16 protein-coding genes are annotated in these 17,206 nt (G+C 62.4%); 12 read left to right on the top strand and 4 right to left on the bottom strand.

What is annotated here, in order from left to right; translation table 11 throughout:
• The first annotated feature begins 237 nt into the window (after positions 1-237).
• The 11 genes from JFV30_RS16005 (at position 238) to JFV30_RS15955 (ending at position 11,805) form a co-directional block, all read left to right on the top strand.
• The gene (locus JFV30_RS16005; RefSeq protein ID WP_201124574.1) at positions 238-1,755 is read left to right on the top strand and encodes an amino acid ABC transporter permease/ATP-binding protein; all 1,518 of its coding nucleotides are present in this window, start codon (positions 238-240) and stop codon (positions 1,753-1,755) included.
• A 35-nt stretch (positions 1,756-1,790) separates the two neighbouring features.
• Complete coding sequence (locus JFV30_RS16000) at positions 1,791-2,663, top strand: phytanoyl-CoA dioxygenase family protein (RefSeq protein ID WP_201126208.1); 873 nt, start codon at positions 1,791-1,793, stop codon at positions 2,661-2,663.
• 28 nt (positions 2,664-2,691) lie between these two features.
• Positions 2,692-3,525 (top strand): ABC transporter substrate-binding protein, encoded by an 834-nt coding sequence (locus JFV30_RS15995; RefSeq protein WP_201124573.1) that lies wholly within the window; start codon positions 2,692-2,694, stop codon positions 3,523-3,525.
• A gap of 117 nt (positions 3,526-3,642) precedes the next feature.
• A complete protein-coding gene (locus tag JFV30_RS15990; protein WP_201124572.1) occupies positions 3,643-4,374 on the top strand; it encodes a class II aldolase and adducin N-terminal domain-containing protein in 732 nt (243 codons plus the stop codon).
• Between the two features lie 27 nt (positions 4,375-4,401).
• On the top strand, positions 4,402-5,079 hold the full coding sequence (locus tag JFV30_RS15985) for a DUF1028 domain-containing protein (protein WP_201124571.1): 678 nt from the start codon (positions 4,402-4,404) through the stop codon (positions 5,077-5,079).
• Positions 5,076-6,227 (top strand): acetylornithine deacetylase, encoded by a 1,152-nt coding sequence (argE, locus tag JFV30_RS15980; protein WP_201124570.1) that lies wholly within the window; start codon positions 5,076-5,078, stop codon positions 6,225-6,227. The genes JFV30_RS15985 and argE overlap by 4 nt, the downstream gene beginning before the upstream one ends.
• Before the next feature lie 385 nt (positions 6,228-6,612).
• Positions 6,613-8,670 (top strand): methyl-accepting chemotaxis protein, encoded by a 2,058-nt coding sequence (locus JFV30_RS15975; RefSeq protein WP_201124569.1) that lies wholly within the window; start codon positions 6,613-6,615, stop codon positions 8,668-8,670.
• A 66-nt stretch (positions 8,671-8,736) separates the two neighbouring features.
• On the top strand, positions 8,737-9,105 hold the full coding sequence (locus JFV30_RS15970; protein WP_201124568.1) for an SMI1/KNR4 family protein: 369 nt from the start codon (positions 8,737-8,739) through the stop codon (positions 9,103-9,105).
• Positions 9,106-9,192: 87 nt separating this feature from the next.
• On the top strand, positions 9,193-10,098 hold the full coding sequence (gene gcvA, locus JFV30_RS15965; RefSeq protein WP_010172063.1) for a transcriptional regulator GcvA: 906 nt from the start codon (positions 9,193-9,195) through the stop codon (positions 10,096-10,098).
• Between the two features lie 75 nt (positions 10,099-10,173).
• Positions 10,174-11,001 carry a DMT family transporter gene (locus JFV30_RS15960; RefSeq protein WP_010172061.1) on the top strand — a complete coding sequence of 276 codons (828 nt, stop codon included), beginning with the start codon at positions 10,174-10,176 and terminating at the stop codon, positions 10,999-11,001.
• A 42-nt stretch (positions 11,002-11,043) separates the two neighbouring features.
• Positions 11,044-11,805, top strand: coding sequence for an SDR family oxidoreductase (locus tag JFV30_RS15955; protein WP_169388895.1), 762 nt, complete (start codon positions 11,044-11,046; stop codon positions 11,803-11,805).
• Here JFV30_RS15955 and JFV30_RS15950 read toward each other — a convergent pair whose 3' ends face one another.
• The 3 genes from JFV30_RS15950 to tkt all read right to left on the bottom strand — a co-directional run bounded on the left by JFV30_RS15950 (position 11,806) and on the right by tkt (position 15,219).
• Entirely contained in the window at positions 11,806-12,786 is a 981-nt protein-coding gene (locus JFV30_RS15950; protein ID WP_242487097.1) for a hypothetical protein, read from the bottom strand.
• Positions 12,783-13,046: a hypothetical protein gene (locus JFV30_RS33245; protein ID WP_242487096.1), complete on the bottom strand. Its 264-nt coding sequence runs from the start codon at positions 13,044-13,046 to the stop codon at positions 12,783-12,785. Before JFV30_RS33245 ends, JFV30_RS15950 begins: the two co-directional genes overlap by 4 nt.
• A gap of 106 nt (positions 13,047-13,152) precedes the next feature.
• Positions 13,153-15,219: a transketolase gene (gene tkt, locus JFV30_RS15945; RefSeq protein ID WP_201124567.1), complete on the bottom strand. Its 2,067-nt coding sequence runs from the start codon at positions 15,217-15,219 to the stop codon at positions 13,153-13,155.
• A 189-nt stretch (positions 15,220-15,408) separates the two neighbouring features.
• On the opposite strand from tkt, the gene JFV30_RS15940 reads away from it, so the two are divergent.
• The gene (locus JFV30_RS15940) at positions 15,409-15,648 is read left to right on the top strand and encodes a DUF465 domain-containing protein (protein WP_201124566.1); all 240 of its coding nucleotides are present in this window, start codon (positions 15,409-15,411) and stop codon (positions 15,646-15,648) included.
• Positions 15,649-15,773: 125 nt separating this feature from the next.
• Here JFV30_RS15940 and hglS read toward each other — a convergent pair whose 3' ends face one another.
• Positions 15,774-17,141 carry a 2-oxoadipate dioxygenase/decarboxylase HglS gene (gene hglS / locus JFV30_RS15935; protein ID WP_201124565.1) on the bottom strand — a complete coding sequence of 456 codons (1,368 nt, stop codon included), beginning with the start codon at positions 17,139-17,141 and terminating at the stop codon, positions 15,774-15,776.
• Between the last annotated feature and the right edge of the window lie 65 nt (positions 17,142-17,206).

Raw genomic sequence — 17,206 nt, 5'->3', positions numbered from 1 at the left:
CGGCATGCAGTGCAGGCGCGGTCCTGCACCAATACGAGACAGGCTGTTTCAGCAGCCCCGTCGTCACCCAGGGAACGGTGACGCTGCGTAGGTTCTCCCTACCCAATAGGCCGGCTTTTACGAATTGACCCAAAGTGCCTCCTCCCACGACTCTCAATCCATCGGTGCAGATCAGGGTTCGACCTTCACGTTGAGCATTCGGTGGGCATTTTCATTTTTTTGTCGAGCGCAGTGACGATGACTTTCAACTGGAATTACATGTTTGGTTTGCTGGCCGATGCCGAGTTCTGGCGGGCGACATGGACGGTCATCCAACTCAGTTCGTTGACATGGGTGTTGAGCATCGCGCTGGGCTTCCTGCTGGCTTTGGCCAAGCAATCCAGACATGCACTGATCAGCCTGCCGGCGCGGGGCTACATCTGGTTGTTCCGCAGCCTGCCGCTGCTGGTGCTGCTGATTTTCATCTACAACCTGCCGCAAGCGATTCCTGCCACTTCAGTGGTGCTGGCGGACCCGTTCTGGGCCGGCCTGCTGGCCCTGGTGATCTGCGAAACCGCCTATGTGGCGGAGATTCACCGGGGCGGCCTGCTGTCGATTCCCAAAGGGCAGGGCGAGGCTGCGCGGGCACTGGGGCTGAAGTTTTTCGGGATCCAGTGGCGGGTGGTGATTCCGCAGGCATTGCGGGTGGCGCTGCCGTCGCTGGCCAACGAATACATCTCCATCGTCAAGCTCACGTCATTGGTGTCGGTGATCTCGCTGACCGAAATTCTGATGGTCGGCCAGCGCCTGTATTCGCAGAACTTCCTGGTGATCGAGACGATGGCGGCGGTGGCGTTTTTCTACGTATTCATCGTCACGGTGTTCGACTTCCTGCTCAAGCGCCTGGAGCGTTTTCTCGACGTCAACCAGCGCAACGTTTCCCGGGTGCCCGATGCAGAAGTGCTGGCACTGGCGACCCAACAGCGTGTCGCCCTGCAGCGCCCGGTCAGCACCGAAGGCCCGGCACTCCAGGCTTCCCGGCTGCACAAAGCCTACAACGATGTGGAGGTGTTGGGCTCGGTCAACCTGCAGATTCAGCCCGGTGAAGTGGTGTCGGTGATCGGGCCTTCGGGCTCCGGCAAAACCACCCTGATTCGCCTGCTCAATGGGCTTGAGCAACTGGATAACGGCGAGATCAGAATCAACGGACAGCCGTTCATTCACCTGGACAAGGTCGGCGCCCAAAAGCCGCAGTACGTGGAGCACGCCGAGCATCGCCTGAACATCGGCATGGTGTTCCAGAGCTTCAACCTGTTCCCGCATTTGAGCGTGCTCGACAACCTGCTGATGGCGCCGAAGTACCACCGGCTCGGGCGCGTCGAAGAGCTGAAGCAGCAGGCCTACGCGCTGCTGCACAAGGTCGGCATGCTCGACCACGCCTGGAAATATCCGCACCAGTTGTCCGGTGGCCAACAGCAGCGCGTGGCCATTGCCCGCGCCCTGATGATGCGCCCGCAAATCATGCTGTTTGACGAGCCCACCTCGGCCCTCGACCCGGAAAAAGTCAACGAAGTCCTGCAAGTCATCGAAGCCCTGGCCCAGGAGGGCATCACCATGGTGATCGTCACCCATGAGATGAATTTCGCGTTCAAGGTCTCCGACCGGATCGTGTTCATGGAGAAGGGCCGGGTGGTCTGCGATGACACGCCGCACGCGTTGCGCAGCGGCGAGAACCCACGTGTGGAGGCGTTCCTCAAGGACGTCTCGCTGGCGTGACCCCCTTAACGTTCGAGCGACAAGAGAGCGACACCATGATCGAGCAAGTGCAAATTGAACAGTTCCACCGGGACGGCTTTCTGGTGGTGCAAGACGTGTTGTCGGCTGAAGAAGTCGCTGGATTGCAACACGACTTCGACCAGTGGGTAGAAGACAGTCGCAGCCACGACCAGGGCTGGGGTGAAACGGTGGATGGCCGTGCGCGTTTCGACCTCGAGGGCGACCATCGCCCGGATCATCCCTCGTTGCGGCGGGTGAGTTCGCCCACCGAGATTTCGCCGGCGTACCAGCGCGTGGCATTGCAATCGCGGATGGCAGCGATTTCCGCGCAATTGATCGGGGGCGGCGGCACGCGTTTTCATCACAGCAAGATCAACTCGAAACTCCCCCACACCGCCACCCAGGTGAAGTGGCACCAGGACTTCCTGTTCACGCCTCACAGCAACGACGACATCGTCACGGCCTTGCTGATGGTCAGCGAAGTCACGCCGCAAAATGGCCCGTTGAATGTGATCCCCGGCAGCCACAAAGGCCCGCTGTGGTCCCACTGGCACAACCAGCGTTTCACCGGTTCGGTGGACGACACCGTAGTCGACGACCTGTGCCAGAGCCCGGTGGCCTGTTACGGCCCGGCCGGTTCCGTGTGCTTCATGCACACCCGTCTTTTGCATGCTTCAAGCCCTAACGAGACCGAACTGCCGCGCACCCTGTTCATCAGCGTCTACGCCGCTGAAGACGCGCTGCCATTCGGCGAAAACCCGCTGCCCAGCGCGCACGCCGGCCTGATGGTGGCCGGTGCAGAAAGTGGCCTGGTGCGTTCCACGGAAAACCACCTGCGCTTGCCGCAGAAGCCCCGTGGCGCCTCTTTCTTTGTGCAACAGGCCGGCCAGGACTCAGTCACTGCCTAACCTCCTTCTCACCTTGCAGGGTATTACCATGACAGCGTTTCAGATGATTGCTCGCCCAATTGCCGTGTGCCTGCTGGGCGCTGCGGTTGCAATGACGTCGTTGGCGGCGTCGGCTTTCCAGAAAGACGGGAAAATTGTCGCCGGTTCCGACGTGACCTTCTTTCCCTATGAATACATGGACAACAACAAGCCCGCAGGCTTTGACATTGAGTTCATGGACGGCCTGGCCAAGACCATGGGCCGCACCGTCGAGACCCTCGACACGCGCTTCCCCAACCTGATTACGGGCTTGCAGGCAGGGCGGTTCGACGTGACCAACTCGTCGATGTACATCACCGCCGAGCGGGTGAAAGTCATCGACATGATTCCCTACCTCAAGAGCGGTGAATCGATCCTGACCCTCAAGGGCAGCGACTTCCAGCCCAAGACCCCGGAAGAGTTCTGCGGCCACAAGATCGGCTCCATGGGCGCCACGTCGTGGCTGGCGCAGATGCACAAACTGTCGGATGAGTACTGTGTGAAGAAAGGCCTGAAGCCGATCGCGATCAGTGAGTACAGCACCGACCCGCAAACCACCCAGGCGCTGCTGGCCCATGCGGTTGAGGCACAGATTACCGACGCCGCCGTGGCCCGTGGCGCGGTGGAAAAACTCGGTGGCCGCGTGGTGATTTCTTCCGACACCTTGATCTACCCGGTGCTGAACGGCTTCGGCGTGAAGAAGGGCAATGACGAGGTCAAGAACGCGTTGATCGAAGGCCTCAAGAAGTTCAGCACCACCCCTGAATACGCTGCCTTGCTCAAGAAATACAACTTCCAGGCACCTACCGAGGCCGACATCGCCGAGCTGATGCCGAAGTCCTGATCACAAGCGTGCTCACTTAACGGTACGCACCGAACCTGTGGCGACCGAGCTTGTTGTGGCGAGGGAGCTCGCCACAATAAACCCCTCGCCATCCAATTGCCCTGCGGAGAAAGCTACATGGCGTTATCACTTGAAGAGCAAACCCGCATCGACCTGGCGGCGACCTTTCGCATCGTTGCGCACCTGGGCATGCATGAGGCGGTGGCCAACCATTTCAGCGCGGCGGTATCCGCCGACGGCAAGCAGTTTTTGCTCAACCCGAAGTGGAAGCACTTCTCGCGTATCCGCGCCAGTGACCTGTTGCTGCTGAACGCCGACGACGCCTCGGGCGCCGACCATCCCGACGTGGACGCCACCGCCTGGTCGATCCACGGGCAGATTCACCGGTTGTTACCACACACCCGCGCCGTGCTGCACCTGCACCCGGTATACACCACGGCGGTTGCCTGCCTGGCCAAGCCGCATATCCCAGCGATTGATCAGAACACCGCACGCTATTTCAATCGCGTGGCGGTGGACGAACTGTATGGCGGCATGGCCGACACCGAGGCCGAAGGCGAGCGCCTCGCCGGGTTGCTGGGTGGCAAGAGTCGCTTGTTGATGGGCAACCATGGGGTGATGGTCACGGCCACGTCCATCGGTGAGGCCTTCGACGATATCTGGACCCTGGAGCGCGCTTGCCAGATCCTCGTCACGGCATGGTCCACCGGCCAGCCACTGCGGGTACTGTCTGACGAAGTGGCCGAAAAAACCGCGCGCGGCTGGGAAGGCATCACGGATTTCTCGCAACGGCATTTTGAAGAAATGAAGCAGCTGATGATCGACGCTGACCCGTCGCTGCTCGACTGATTTGATCCTTTAGAGACAGGAATTGCCATGACCTTTTCGGTTGTCGCCCGCTGTGCCGAAACCGGGCAGCTGGGTATCGCTATCAGCTCGTCGAGTATTGCCGTGGGTGCCCGTTGCCCGTGGCTACGCCCGGGTGTGGGTGCGGTGGCGTCGCAGAACATCACGTTGCCGGCACTCGGCCCGCACACCCTGGACCTGCTGGCCGAGGGCATGGCACCGAATGACGCGCTGGCGGCCGTGCTCACCCCGCAAAGCCACAGCGAATATCGCCAGGTGACGGCCATTGATAGCACGGGCAGAACCGCGCACTTCAGCGGCGCGCAGACCCTGGGCATTCATCACGCGGTCAGCGGTGAACAATGCGTGGCGGCCGGGAACATGCTGGCCAATACCGGGGTGATCGAAGCCATGGTGCGCGCCTTCGAAGACACTCCTGGGCACCTCGCCGACCGACTGCTCGCTGCGATGCAGGCGGGTGTGACGGGAGGAGGGGAGGCGGGGCCGGTGCACTCTGCCGCGATGGTGGTGGTCGGTGATCACCTGTGGCCCATCGTCAACCTGCGGGTGGACTGGGCCGACGCAGACCCCATCGGCGAACTTGAGCAACTCTGGCAGGCCTATCGCGGGCAAATGCAGGACTACATCGACCGCGCCATCAACCCGCAGTTTGCCCCGGGTTATGCGGTGCCGGGAGATGACCGATGAACCAGAGCCGCGACCTGCTGGCGCAACTGGTCAGCTTCGACACCACCAGCCGTGAATCGAATCTGGCGCTGATCGACTTCGTACGCATTTACTTGCAGCACCATGGCGTGAGCTGCGAGCTGTTGTTCAACGAGCACAAGAGCAAGGCCAACCTGCTGGCGACCATCGGCCCGGCGGACGTGCCGGGCATCGTGCTGTCCGGCCACACCGACGTGGTGCCCGTGGATGGCCAGCGCTGGGGCGTTGCGCCGTTCGAGCTGACCGAAAAGGACGGCAAGTTGTACGGTCGTGGCACTGCCGACATGAAAGGCTATATCGCCTGTGTACTGGCCAGCGTCCCGGCGTTGGTACAGGCACCGCTGCGCATGCCGGTGCATATCGCGCTGTCTTACGATGAAGAGGTGGGCTGCCTGGGTGTGCGCTCGCTGATCGAAGCGTTCCACGCCAAACCGGTCAAGCCGTTGCTGTGCGTGATCGGCGAACCCACCGAACTCAAGCCGGTGCTGGGCCACAAGGGCAAGCTGGCGATGCGTTGCGAAGTGCATGGCGCGGCGTGCCATTCGGCGTATGCCCCGTCGGGGGTGAACGCCATCGAATATGCCGCGCGGTTGATCATCGAGCTGGGCCGGCTGGGTGAAGAACTCAAGGCGCCGCATCACCATAACGTGAGTTTTGATCCACCTTTCTCCACCGTGCAAACCGGCATGATCGCCGGCGGCAAGGCACTCAATATTGTCCCGCAAAACAGCAGCTTCGACTTTGAAGTGCGCTCGCTGCCGGCGCAGGATCCCTGGCACGTCGCGGACCAATTGCGCGGTTACGCCGAGCACACGTTAATGCCGGCGATGCAGGCAGTCAGTGAGCAGTGCGCGATCCACTTCAGCGAGCTGTCGAGCTACCCGGGGTTGTCGACGTCGGTGGAGAGCCAGGCGGCTGAATGGGTTGCCGACTTCTGCGGCTCGAAGGCGTTCGGCACCGTGGCGTTCGGCAGCGAAGGCGGGCTGTTTGACCAGGCAGGCATTCCCACCGTGGTGTGCGGGCCCGGCAGCATGGACCAGGGGCACAAGCCCGATGAGTTCATCAGCGTCGCGCAACTTGAGGCCTGTGACCGGATGCTGGAGCGGGTGTTGGCGTTTGTCAGCCAGTAATCTGACTCCCCCACCTATTCAGCAACACTAACCCTGTGGCGAGGGAGCTTGCTCCCGCTGGGCTGCGCAGCAGCCCCAAAAAAAACAGGCACAGGTATTCTCTCAAGGAAATACCGTTTGCAGGATTCAGGGCTGCTTCGTACCCCAGCGGGAGCAAGCTCCCTCGCCACAGAGGGTTACCGTTCTGCCACCGGTGCTGAGTGCTTTTGCCCCATTTTCGCGCACGCCCCGCAGGTAGTTCAACGACGCCCCGCCTAATCTGCGGTCTTCCTGTGGCGGTCCGTTTCTTGCTTGAGCCAGCTTAATCAATGACATGGCATTTTGCCGTCAGTCATTTCAAAGCTTGATTCGCCGCTGAGGCGAGTGGTTCTAGGAGTAGTCGGACATGCAAAGCCTTTTGTCGCCGGGAATCCGCCTGCTCGGACGTTTCGGATTTGCGCGCAAGTTCCAGATCCTGTTTTTCCTGTTCATGCTGCCCCTGGCGGGCAGCTTGTGGATGATCGCCCAGGAGTACCGCACCCAACTGACGGTGATTTCCAATGAGCAATCCGGCGTGCGAGAACTGCTGGCCCTGGATACCCTGGACGCCCAGCTGACCGCCCAGCGCAACCTGGCGGCGCGCTGGAAAGCCGCCGACATCCTCCACGACCAGACACCCGCCGCCAAAGCCGCAATGACCGCGGTCGACACCAACTTCCCGCTGATCCAGCAGAGCGTGCAGGCCCTGGGCGAGGCCCTGAAAGCCCAGAGCGCCAGCGCCGACACCCTCGCGCGCTTCGACGCGTTGCAGGCCTCGGTCACGGGCATGGACTCCCAGGCCCTGCGTACCGTCGGCTGGTGGCCGGATGGCTACGACCGCTTCACGTCGGCGCTGAGCGCCATGCAAGCCTTGCGCGAGCAGATCACCATGGACGCGGGCCTGATCCTCGATCCGTGGCTTGAAACCTACTTGCTGATGCAGATTTCCACCCAGCAGACGCCCGACCTGATCGAGCGCATCGGGCGCATGGCGAGCGTCGGCCAGTCGTCCATCGCCTCGGGGCAGTTCACCCTGCAAAGCCGTTTGCAGATGCGCGACCTGCGCGGGCGCATCGGTGATGCCCGGGACCAGTTGGTCAAGGCCGCCGCCTCCCTCAAGGCCAAGCAATACCCGGGGCTGCAACCCTGGATCGCGCAATACGACGACAGCTTGCAACAGCTGGACAACGAGCTCAAAGCCCTGGACGAAGGCGTGTTTGGCGGCACCATCAAGCTCGACACCACCGCCTTCGAACGCAGTGTGGATGGCATGCTCGGCACCCTGGGCGCGCTGCGCAAGCAGTCGTTGACCTCGCTGGATGCGCGCCTGGGTTACTACCGCGACCGCTCCCTCAAGCAGTTCATCCCGGTGGCGGTGACGTTCAGCGTGCTGGCGTTGGCGGCGTTGTACCTGTTCGTGTGCTTGCAGGCCTCGATCCGCCGCAGCGCCAGTGGCATCACCACCCTGGCCGAGTCCCTGCGCGACGGTAATCTGTGCGTCGAGGTAGCGGTGGAAGGCCGCGACGAACTGGCCGCGATCAGTACCGCGCTCAACGTGGCGGTGGTGCAGTTGCGCACCAGCTTGCTGGGGGTGAACCACGAGACGCAGCAACTCGGCTCGGCGGTGCTGACACTCAACTCGCAATCGGGCAGCACGCTGACCGAAGTGGAAGACCAGCAACAGCAAATCAGCCAGATCGCCGCGGCCGCCACGCAGTTGGCGGCCACCTCCATGGGCGTCGCCAAAAGCTGCGAGCAGGCGTCCGGCAGCGCGCAGAGAACCCGGCAGATCGCCGAGGACAGCAGTCGCGATAGCCAGCGCACCACCGCCAGCATTCAACAGCTCAACCAGCGGTTGACCGACACCTCCGACGCACTGGAGCGCGTCAGCCAGCAGGGGCAGCAGATTCAGTCGGTGGTCGACACCATTCGCGGCATCGCCGAGCAGACCAACCTGCTGGCGCTGAACGCCGCCATTGAAGCGGCGCGGGCCGGCGAACAGGGCCGGGGTTTTGCAGTGGTGGCGGATGAAGTGCGCAGCCTGTCACAGCGCACCCAGGCGTCCACGGCGCAGATCGCCGGGACAGTAGACAGCTTGCGCTCGACGGTGAGCCAGGCGGTCACGCTGATGGGCGCGGCCTGTGAACAGGCGGTGACCGATGCCGAGTCGGTCACCGGCCTTGGCCATCGGCTGGGCGAGATCGCCAGCGCCGTGCAGAGCGTCACCGACACCCTGGCGCAGATCGCCACGGCGGTGGAGGAGCAGGCAGCGACGGCGGATGAAGTCAGCGGCAATATCCAGCAGGTCGACCAGGCCGCCGGGCGCTTGCTCGACGGCGCGCGAGCGGTGAATCAGGCGGCGGACATGTTGAGCAAGGGCAGCCGGGCGCTGAGCGACAACACGGCGCGGTTTCAGCTGCGTTGAGGGTGTGTTGCCAGGGCAACTGTGGTATTCAGCACGCTCCCATTCGTCGAGCCAGGGACTTTATCGATGATTTCCGACCCGTTCCGTATTCCAACCGATGCTGAAATCGAGAAGGCCGCCAGCAACCTGAACTTCCCGTTTCCGGCCGCCTACATCGAGTTCCTCAAGGGCGGCAGCGATGTTGCCAATGCGACGTTTGAACCGGCGGTGATCCTGCCGGGCACGAGCCATCTCGACTTGTTCGAAATCGCCCAGACCGCCTGGAACCAAATGGGCGTTCCAAAGGACTGGCTGCCGTTCATTGAAGACAATGGCGACTACTTCTGCGTGTCACACCTGGGGCAGGTTCGGTACTGGTCGCACAATGGCCCGACGAATGAGCGCTGGCCGAACTTTTCGGCGTGGTTTCAGCAGGTGTGCGTGGCGTGTGAATAAGCGGGCCGCTTTCGAGGCGCGGCCGGAATGCCTTATCATGAGTTTCCATTCATAAAGGGCGGGTGACTGCCCCCGAGAAGCGCTGCCATGAGAGACCTGCCACCCACCTCGACATTGCGCGCCTTCGAGGTTGCGACACGGCACGCCACCTTCACCTCGGCCTCGGAAGAGCTGCATGTCACCCAAAGTGCCGTCAGCCATCAACTCAAGCACCTCGAAGAACTCTGGGGGTTGCAGCTGTTCCAGCGGGGCAAGTCACTCAGCCTGACACCTGCCGGGGCGGCCCTTGCGCCGATCGTGCGTGAGTTCTTCATGAACCTCGAGGCCACACTGGCGGACCTGCGTGAGCAAAAGGGCCGGGTGCGGCTCAAGGTCAGCACCACCTATTCCTTCGCGCTGAAATGGCTGCTGCCACGGTTGCCGAGCCTGGCCCAGCGGCATCCGGAAATCCTGGTCACGCTGGACTCCAGTGACAAAGCCATCAACTTCTCAAGTACAGAGGCAGACGTGGCGATCCGCTTCGGCAACGGCAATTACCCGGCGCTGTACTCGGAGTTCCTGTTCCGGGAGCAGATCTTTCCGGTGGCGAGCCCTGACCTGTTGAGCCGTTTTGGCAGGCCGCGCACGCCTGCCGAATTGCTGCGCTATCCCTTGCTGACGCGAGACGGCGCCGACCTGGTGCCGAAATGGGAAGTCTGGTTCCAGCACGTCGGGCTGGGTATTTCGCCGCTCAAGGAGAGCGTCCGGTTTGCTGATACCAACATGACGATCGAGGCCGCCTTGCTCGGCCAGGGCATTGCGTTGGCGCGCAGCGGGCATGTGGAATCCGAGCTGAGCGATGGGCGCCTGGTCAAGCTGTTCGATGTGCCGTTCCCGTCCCCGGTTGCCTATTATTTTGTGTGCCCCAAAGGCCTTGAATCCCGGCCGCACATCGTCAGTTTCCGAGAATGGCTGATGCAGGAGGCCACGAGCGCCGGGCTCGCTTACGAATGAAGCATGAGGATTTGCTCATTCTTCAATGAGAAGACTTCGTTTCAGTTAACGCGCCCGATTGCTTAGGATGGGCGCATGCCTTATCACATCATTCTCCTGGTTCTCTTCGCCGCCTTACTGCATGCCAGTTGGAACGCGCTGCTGCGTGGCGGCGCCGACCGGCTCTGGTCGATGACGGTCATGTGCCTGGCGGTGGCTATCGCCAGTGTCGCCGTCGCGGTGTTCCTGCAGCCACCGGCACCCGCCAGCTGGTTTTATGTGGTGCTGTCAGCGGTGCTGCATGTTGGCTACAACCTGTTCCTGGTGCGCAGCTACAAGGTGGGCGACCTGGGGCAGACCTACCCGATTTCCCGCGGCTCCTCGCCGGTGCTGATCACCCTTGGCGCGGCGGTGTTTGCCGGGGAGAGCGTGTCGGCCGGTGCGCTGCTGGGCATTGCCCTGGTGTCGGGCGGGATCATTTCCCTCGCGTTCAGGGGGCGCCGGCTGGCTGTCCCGAGCCTGCCATACGCCCTGGGCACCGGCTGTTTCATTGCCGCCTACAGCGTGACCGACGGCATCGGTGCGCGCCTGTCCGGCGCCCCGATGGCCTATACGGTGTGGATGTGCGCCTTGTGGGGCGTGCTGATGCCGGCGGTGTATATCGGCCTGCGCGGGCCGAAGAGTCTGTTCAGCCTGCGGCCTGGCTTCTTCACCGCGTTTGCCGGCGGGCTGGTGTCGCTCCTGGCCTACGGGATCATCATCTACGCCATGGCCGGTGCACCCATGGGCGCAGTGTCGGCACTGCGCGAGACCAGCGTGTTGTTCGCGGCGCTGATCGGCTACTTCTTCCTGGGCGAGACATTGACGGTTCGAAAGGTCCTGGCGTGCGTGGTGATTGCCACCGGCACCCTCCTGATCGGCTGACACCCGGTAAAGCATTTCCCACCACCACATGAGGTTCGCTCAATGGATACCGTCCCGCAGGCACCGCTGATTCTGATTACGGGTGGAAGTCGTGGCGTTGGCGCCGCCACCGCGCGGCTGGCTGCCGCACAAGGATATGACGTGGCGATCAGCTTCGTTTCCGACGAGCCTGCCGCCCTCGCGGTGGTGGCTGATGTCGAAGCGGTCGGGCGCCGGGGGTTGGCGGTGCGCGCCGACAGCGCTGACCCGGAGCAGGTCATTCAACTGTTTGCCGCGATCGACCGGGAATTTGGTCGCATCGATGTGCTGGTCAACAACGCCGGGATCAACGCCTTGCAGTCCCGGGTAGAGGACCTGGCGTTCGAACGGATGCAGCGGATTTTTGCGGTCAACGCGATCGGTCCGATGCTGTGTGCCCAGCAAGCGGTGAAGCGCATGTCGTTTCGTCACAACGGCCGGGGCGGGTCGGTGATCAATCTCTCATCGGCCTCGGCCAGGCTCGGCAGCCCCAATGAATACGTCGACTACGCGGCGTCGAAGGGTGCGCTTGAGACCTTTACCATCGGGTTTGCCAAGGAAGTCGCCCGGGAGGGAATACGCGTCAACTGTATTCGTCCCGGGCATATCTACACCGATATTCACGCCAGCGGCGGGGAGCCGGGGCGGGTTGACCGCGTGAAGGATTCGATCCCCATGGGCCGGGGCGGTCAGCCCGAAGAAGTGGCGCGGGCGATCCTGTGGCTGGCCGGCGCCGAGGCGTCCTTCATCACGGGAACGTTCCTGGATGTGACTGGCGGCAAGTGATCAGCGCACCACCTCCAGGGCGGTGATTTCGTACACGTCATGATCGGCGCCGGAGGTTGACTCCAGTGTCATGGCGAAGCCCAGGTCTTCGATAAAGACACTGGAGGTGCGGTTATCCCCCTGGACACACGCCAGCTTGATGGCGTCACCCGGCAGCGAGGCAAATACCTGGCGGGCAGGCATGCGTTCGCCCACGGTGCATTCCAGGCGAGTCTTGAAGGGCTCGTCGTTGGCCTTGGCCGGCACATGCTTCATGAGCATTCGTGCACTGAGGGTCTGGCCCGGGTTCCAGTTTTGGGGCGCCTTGAATTCCAGTTCGCTGGTTTGCAGCACGCTGTCATCGCCGAGGCCGACCATCTTCGCCTTCAACTGGATAAGGTCGGCCTTGGTTAGGCGCTCGACGTGGAAGCTGCCGTATTGCTCGGTTTTGCTCATCAGCCCGCTTTCGGTCTTGAGCACAATCGAAACCGGGCTCGACTTGCGGGTTCCGCCCGGTTTGTTCACGTAGGTGTAGCTCAAGGTTTTGAATTTCGGCGCCAGCAGCGCCGAGTCAAGTTTCTTCAGAATGTCCTGGGGCACGGGAACATCGCCGATCGCCGTTTCCAGGCGCGTTTGCGGGTATTCGGCCGGCGGGATGTCCGGGCGCAATTGCACCAGCAGCGCGGCGTCGACGGCACCTTGCACCGAGCAGCTCAGGCGGGTTTGTGCGCCTTCCGGTTCCAGCAGCAGTACGCGCTCCACACGCGACTTGCCGGGAGCGACGCCGGGCATCGGCTCGATGCTCAGCCAGTTGTCGCGAAACCGCAGTTCGCTGCGCACGTAAGCGGTGTCGATTTTCTTCAGGAGGGCGGGTTTTTCCAGCAGCGGGCTGAGGCGTTTGGCAACGTCATCCGGGCTGCCATCCACCATGAAGCCCCAGTAGAAGTAGTAGCCTGCGTTGCCCAGGTTGGTGCTCTCGTCGAAATAGGACAGCAGCTTCATTCCGGCGACGGGGGCAGGTCGCGCAAGGCCACCGTATTGCCGGAGCGGCTGCTGCGGTTGGCCACCGGAATCCACGCGGCATCCTTATCCTGCTTCAGCGGTGCGTAGGCTTTCCAGGCATCGCTGTGGGCCTTGAGGCTGGAAAAGAAGCTGGCGTCACACCGGCTGAAGGCCTTGAGGGTGTCGTCCAGGGCGGCATCGCCTGCATGGGCAATGGACGGAAGCAGCAAGGCAGAGGCGAGAAGGGGCAGCAATTTCATCGAGCAAGATTTCCGTATCGTTGGCTGGGCGTGTGATCACGCGGGGGCCATTATCCAGAACTTGCGCGCTTCCCTCTACTTATCCTTCATCGCCTCGTGCCTGAGCCTAGCCAGTGGCGTTGAGCTTGACTTGCTCTTTCGCCAGTTTCACCACGTTCTCCAGGGTAAAGCCGAACTTGGCCTGCAACTTGGACAGCGGAGCCGAGGCGCCAAAGCTGTTCATCACCACTTTCGCCCCGGTCTGCCCCACGTAGCGATCCCAGCCCAGTGGGCCTGCCTGTTCCACCACCAACCGGGCTTTCACCGTGGGCGGCAATACGCTGTCGCGGTAGGCCTGGTCCTGTTCTTCGAACAACTCCCAGCTCGGCATCGACACCACTTGTGCCGCCACGCCCTCGGATTTCAGCTGCTCATAGGCGTCTACGGCCAGGCTGACCTCACTGCCGGTGGCGATCAGGATCACCTGGGGCTTCTCGGCGCCGGCCAACACATAGGCACCACGGGACGTGCCCGAGGCGGCGGCGTATTGCGTGCGGTCCAGGGTCGGCAGATTTTGCCGCGACAGCACCACGCACGTCGGCCGATGGGTCTGGGCCAGGGCGATTTTCCAGGCTTCCAGGGTTTCATTTGCGTCACCCGGGCGCAGGGTCAGCAGGCCCGGTGTGGCGCGCAGTTGGGTCAGGTGTTCGATGGGCTGGTGCGTAGGGCCGTCTTCGCCGACGCCAATCGAGTCGTGGGTAAACACGAACACCACCGGCAGCTCCATGATTGCTGCGAGGCGAATCGGCGGTTTCATGTAGTCGCTGAACACCAGGAAGGTCGAGGTGTAGGGCCGCAGGTACGACAGCGCCATGCCGTTGGCAATCGCGCCCATGGCATGCTCGCGAATACCGAAGTGCAGGTTGCGCCCGCCGTAGTTCTCGGCGCTGAAACGCCCGGCGCTATCGAAGGTCAGGTTGGTCTTGGTGGAGGGCGACAGGTCTGCCGAGCCCCCCAGCAGCCACGGGATCTGCTGGGCAAACGCATTCAACACCTCACCACCGGCGGCGCGGCTGGCAACGCCCTTGGCATCTGCGGCAAAGCTCGGCAGTTGGTCCTGCCAATGCTCGGGCATTTCGCCGGCGCGCATGCGCCGCAGTTCATCAGCCAGTTCCGGCTCGTACTGTTCCAGGTGGGACAGGGTGTGTATCCATTGCTCATACAGCGGCTTGCTGCGCGCAAGCAGCGCATCCCGCAGGACCGTGCGCGCTTCGTCCGGCACCAGGAAGCTTGAGTCTTCGGGCCAGCCGTAGGCGGCTTTGGTCAGGCGGATTTCTTCTTCGCCCAAGGGTTCGCCGTGGGCCGAAGCGGTGTTGTGTTTGTGGGGCGAGCCGTAGCCGATCACGCTGTCGACCACGATCAGGGTCGGGGCGCCGGTGTTTTTCTGGAAGGTACTCAGGGCCTCGCTCAGGGCCGTCAGGTCATTGGCGTCGGTAACGTGCAACGTGTGCCAGCCATAGGCCTGGAAGCGCTTGATCACGTCCTCGCTGAAGGCCAGTTCGGTGTGGCCTTCGATGCTGATGGTGTTGTTGTCGTAGATCCAGCACAGGTTATCCAGCTTCAAGTGCCCGGCCATGGACGCGGCCTCGCTGCTGATGCCTTCCATCATGTCGCCGTCGCCGCACAGGGTGTACACGTTGTAGTCGAACAGCACCTGGTCGTCACGGTTGAAACGCTTGGCCAGCCAACGCTCGGCCATGGCCATGCCGACGCTGTTGGCGCAGCCCTGGCCGAGTGGCCCGGTGGTGGTTTCCACGCCGGTGGTCATGCGGTACTCGGGGTGGCCCGGGGTTTTCGAACTCATCTGCCGGAACTGCTTGATGTCATCCAGGCTGATCGCCGGCTCGCCGGAGCGCTTGCCGTGGGCGTCAATCTCCACCACGCCCGCCAGGTGCAACAGCGAATACAACAGCATCGAGGCATGGCCCACCGACAACACGAAACGGTCGCGGTTGGGCCAGTCGGGGTGCTCGGGGTGATACCGCAGGAAGCGGCTCCACAGGGTGTAGCCGACGGGCGCCAGGCCCATAGGCGTGCCGGGGTGGCCGGAATTGGCCTTCTGCACGGCGTCCATGGCCAGGGTACGGATAGTGTTGATGCACTGGGTGTCGACAGCGTTGGCAGCGTGATTCATGGAACCTGTTCTCCATCGGGTGACGATCTACAGTGGAGGGCAGGGTGGGCCAAAGGTTTTATGAAATCGTCTGCCCAGCGACGAACGGGGATTCAAACGCGACAGGTTGATCTCAAACATGACAAGAGCCCGTCGGATGGGCTAGCTTCAAAGGGCATTCAGTCAATGATCAACTTGCGGAGGTACTCCATGCCAGTGAAACACGACCTGTATCAGGACCTGACTTTCACCAAGGAAGACATTCAAAAGCGCAGGGCGGGCGACAACTACCTGGATTCGCTGCTGCACCAATACGACAGCGCCGACAAGGAGGTGCTGGAGCTTGAGTCTTCAAGCGGCGGCGATGAGGAGTTGGAAAAACTGAAGAAGAAACGCCTGTTGATCAAAGACAAGATCGTCGAGCAACTGGAGAAAGCGGCGGCCAGGTAGAAGATTTGTTCAGAATTGCCTGAAAGACAGCGACGCCGTCGCTGCCTATCATGCCAATCGTTCGCCCGGCACTGGGGCTCTTAGACGGCGCATGGAATGCGCTGTGGCCGGGCGAACTCTCTTTTTCAAGCCAGCAGCGCGCGGGTGCATTCGTCAATCGAGCGCTGCTGGGTTTCCCCGTACAACGTCAACTCGTCGATGGTCTGGCGGCCCAGGGCCTTTTCAAATTCGGCCTGGTTCGCGTTGGCCGCGTAGTGACTTTGCGCCGCATCCCCCAGGTTCGACTGGAAAATCCCCGCCGCACTCACCGGCAGAAAATCTTCATACACCAGGGGCTCTACGTCCACGTGGCCGGCGGCGATCCATGCGTCCAGGGTGGCGGCCTTGTGCTGCGCGGCCAAGCCTTTTTCGGTCACGAAATAGCGGAAGTACGCCAGTTCCTGTTCGCGCATCTGCCGGTGATCGTCGGGAAACGCCTGGAAGTGTTGTTCCATCAATTCGGTGTAGCGCCCGGCGTTGGCTTCATTCGGAAACGCCCCCAGTTCATCCCGCGCCGCATTCAGCAGTTGGTCGTACAGCGCCCGGCCCTTGGGGGTGAGCGCCACGCCGCGTTGTTCGATTTCGCCGAAGCGTGCGCTGTGGCTGCCCTTGGCATCTGTAAAGGCAATCGCCTCGTCGAGGGCCTTGAAGCTGGTCTGGCGCAGCAGGATCGGGCACTGGCGGCGGGGCGGCCCTTCGATCACGGCCTTGGGGGTAATGCCTTTGCCAGGCATCGCGGCCTGTACCTGGTCGATGTCCAGGGTGCGCGGCGTCAAGTGGTTGATGTGCGGGCCCTTGAACGCCACCACGTCGGCGATCAGCCGGTGCTGGTCGCTCAGTTGCTGGTATTGGGCGGCGGTGACGGTGGCGGTGTGGTGCCAGCGGAAGGTTTCCAGGGCTTGCCGGATAAACTCCTCGGCGTGAGCGGCGTCGAGGCCGCCATCGGTTTCCGCTTGTTGAATCAGCTCCAAGGCGCGCGGGGTGAAGATCGATCGTTTGGCCAGGGCGGATTGGGCGAAGGCGCGCAGTTCAGGGTTTTCGATCAGTTCCAGGCGCAGCAGGGAGGTGAACACCCGGAACGGACTGGTTTGCAGGGCGCTTTCGTGCACGGCGCGAAAGGCCGTGGAATGTACGGGGACGCCGGCGGGCGTGAGGTCGTAATAGCCCACCGGCTGCATGCCCATCACCGCAAACAGGCGGCTGATGGTCGCCAGTTCTTCAGCGGTGCCCAGGCGGATGGCGCCGTGGCGCTCCATGTCCAGGCGCTGGATTTCCCCGGTGCGCTGCAGTTGGTGAGCCAGCCCGGTATCGGTGTTGAGCACCCGGGCATTGGTCTCGGCCACCAGTTCCATCAACGCGCCGTACAGCGGCACTTCATCGCGGTACATGTCGGACATGGCCTTGGAGAAGCCTTTGCGAATGTCGTCAGGGCTGACAGGGCGGGCGGTGGGCATAGAAAAATTCCTGGCGGCTATAGAGATAAAATGCACGGTGGGTTGATTTTGTTGGGCCTGCCACG

It is taken from the genome of Pseudomonas sp. TH32 (assembly GCF_016650855.1).
Taxonomy (GTDB): domain Bacteria; phylum Pseudomonadota; class Gammaproteobacteria; order Pseudomonadales; family Pseudomonadaceae; genus Aquipseudomonas.
The sequence above is the reverse complement of the archived record's forward strand: the minus strand, read 5'-3'. Positions and strand labels throughout refer to the sequence as shown.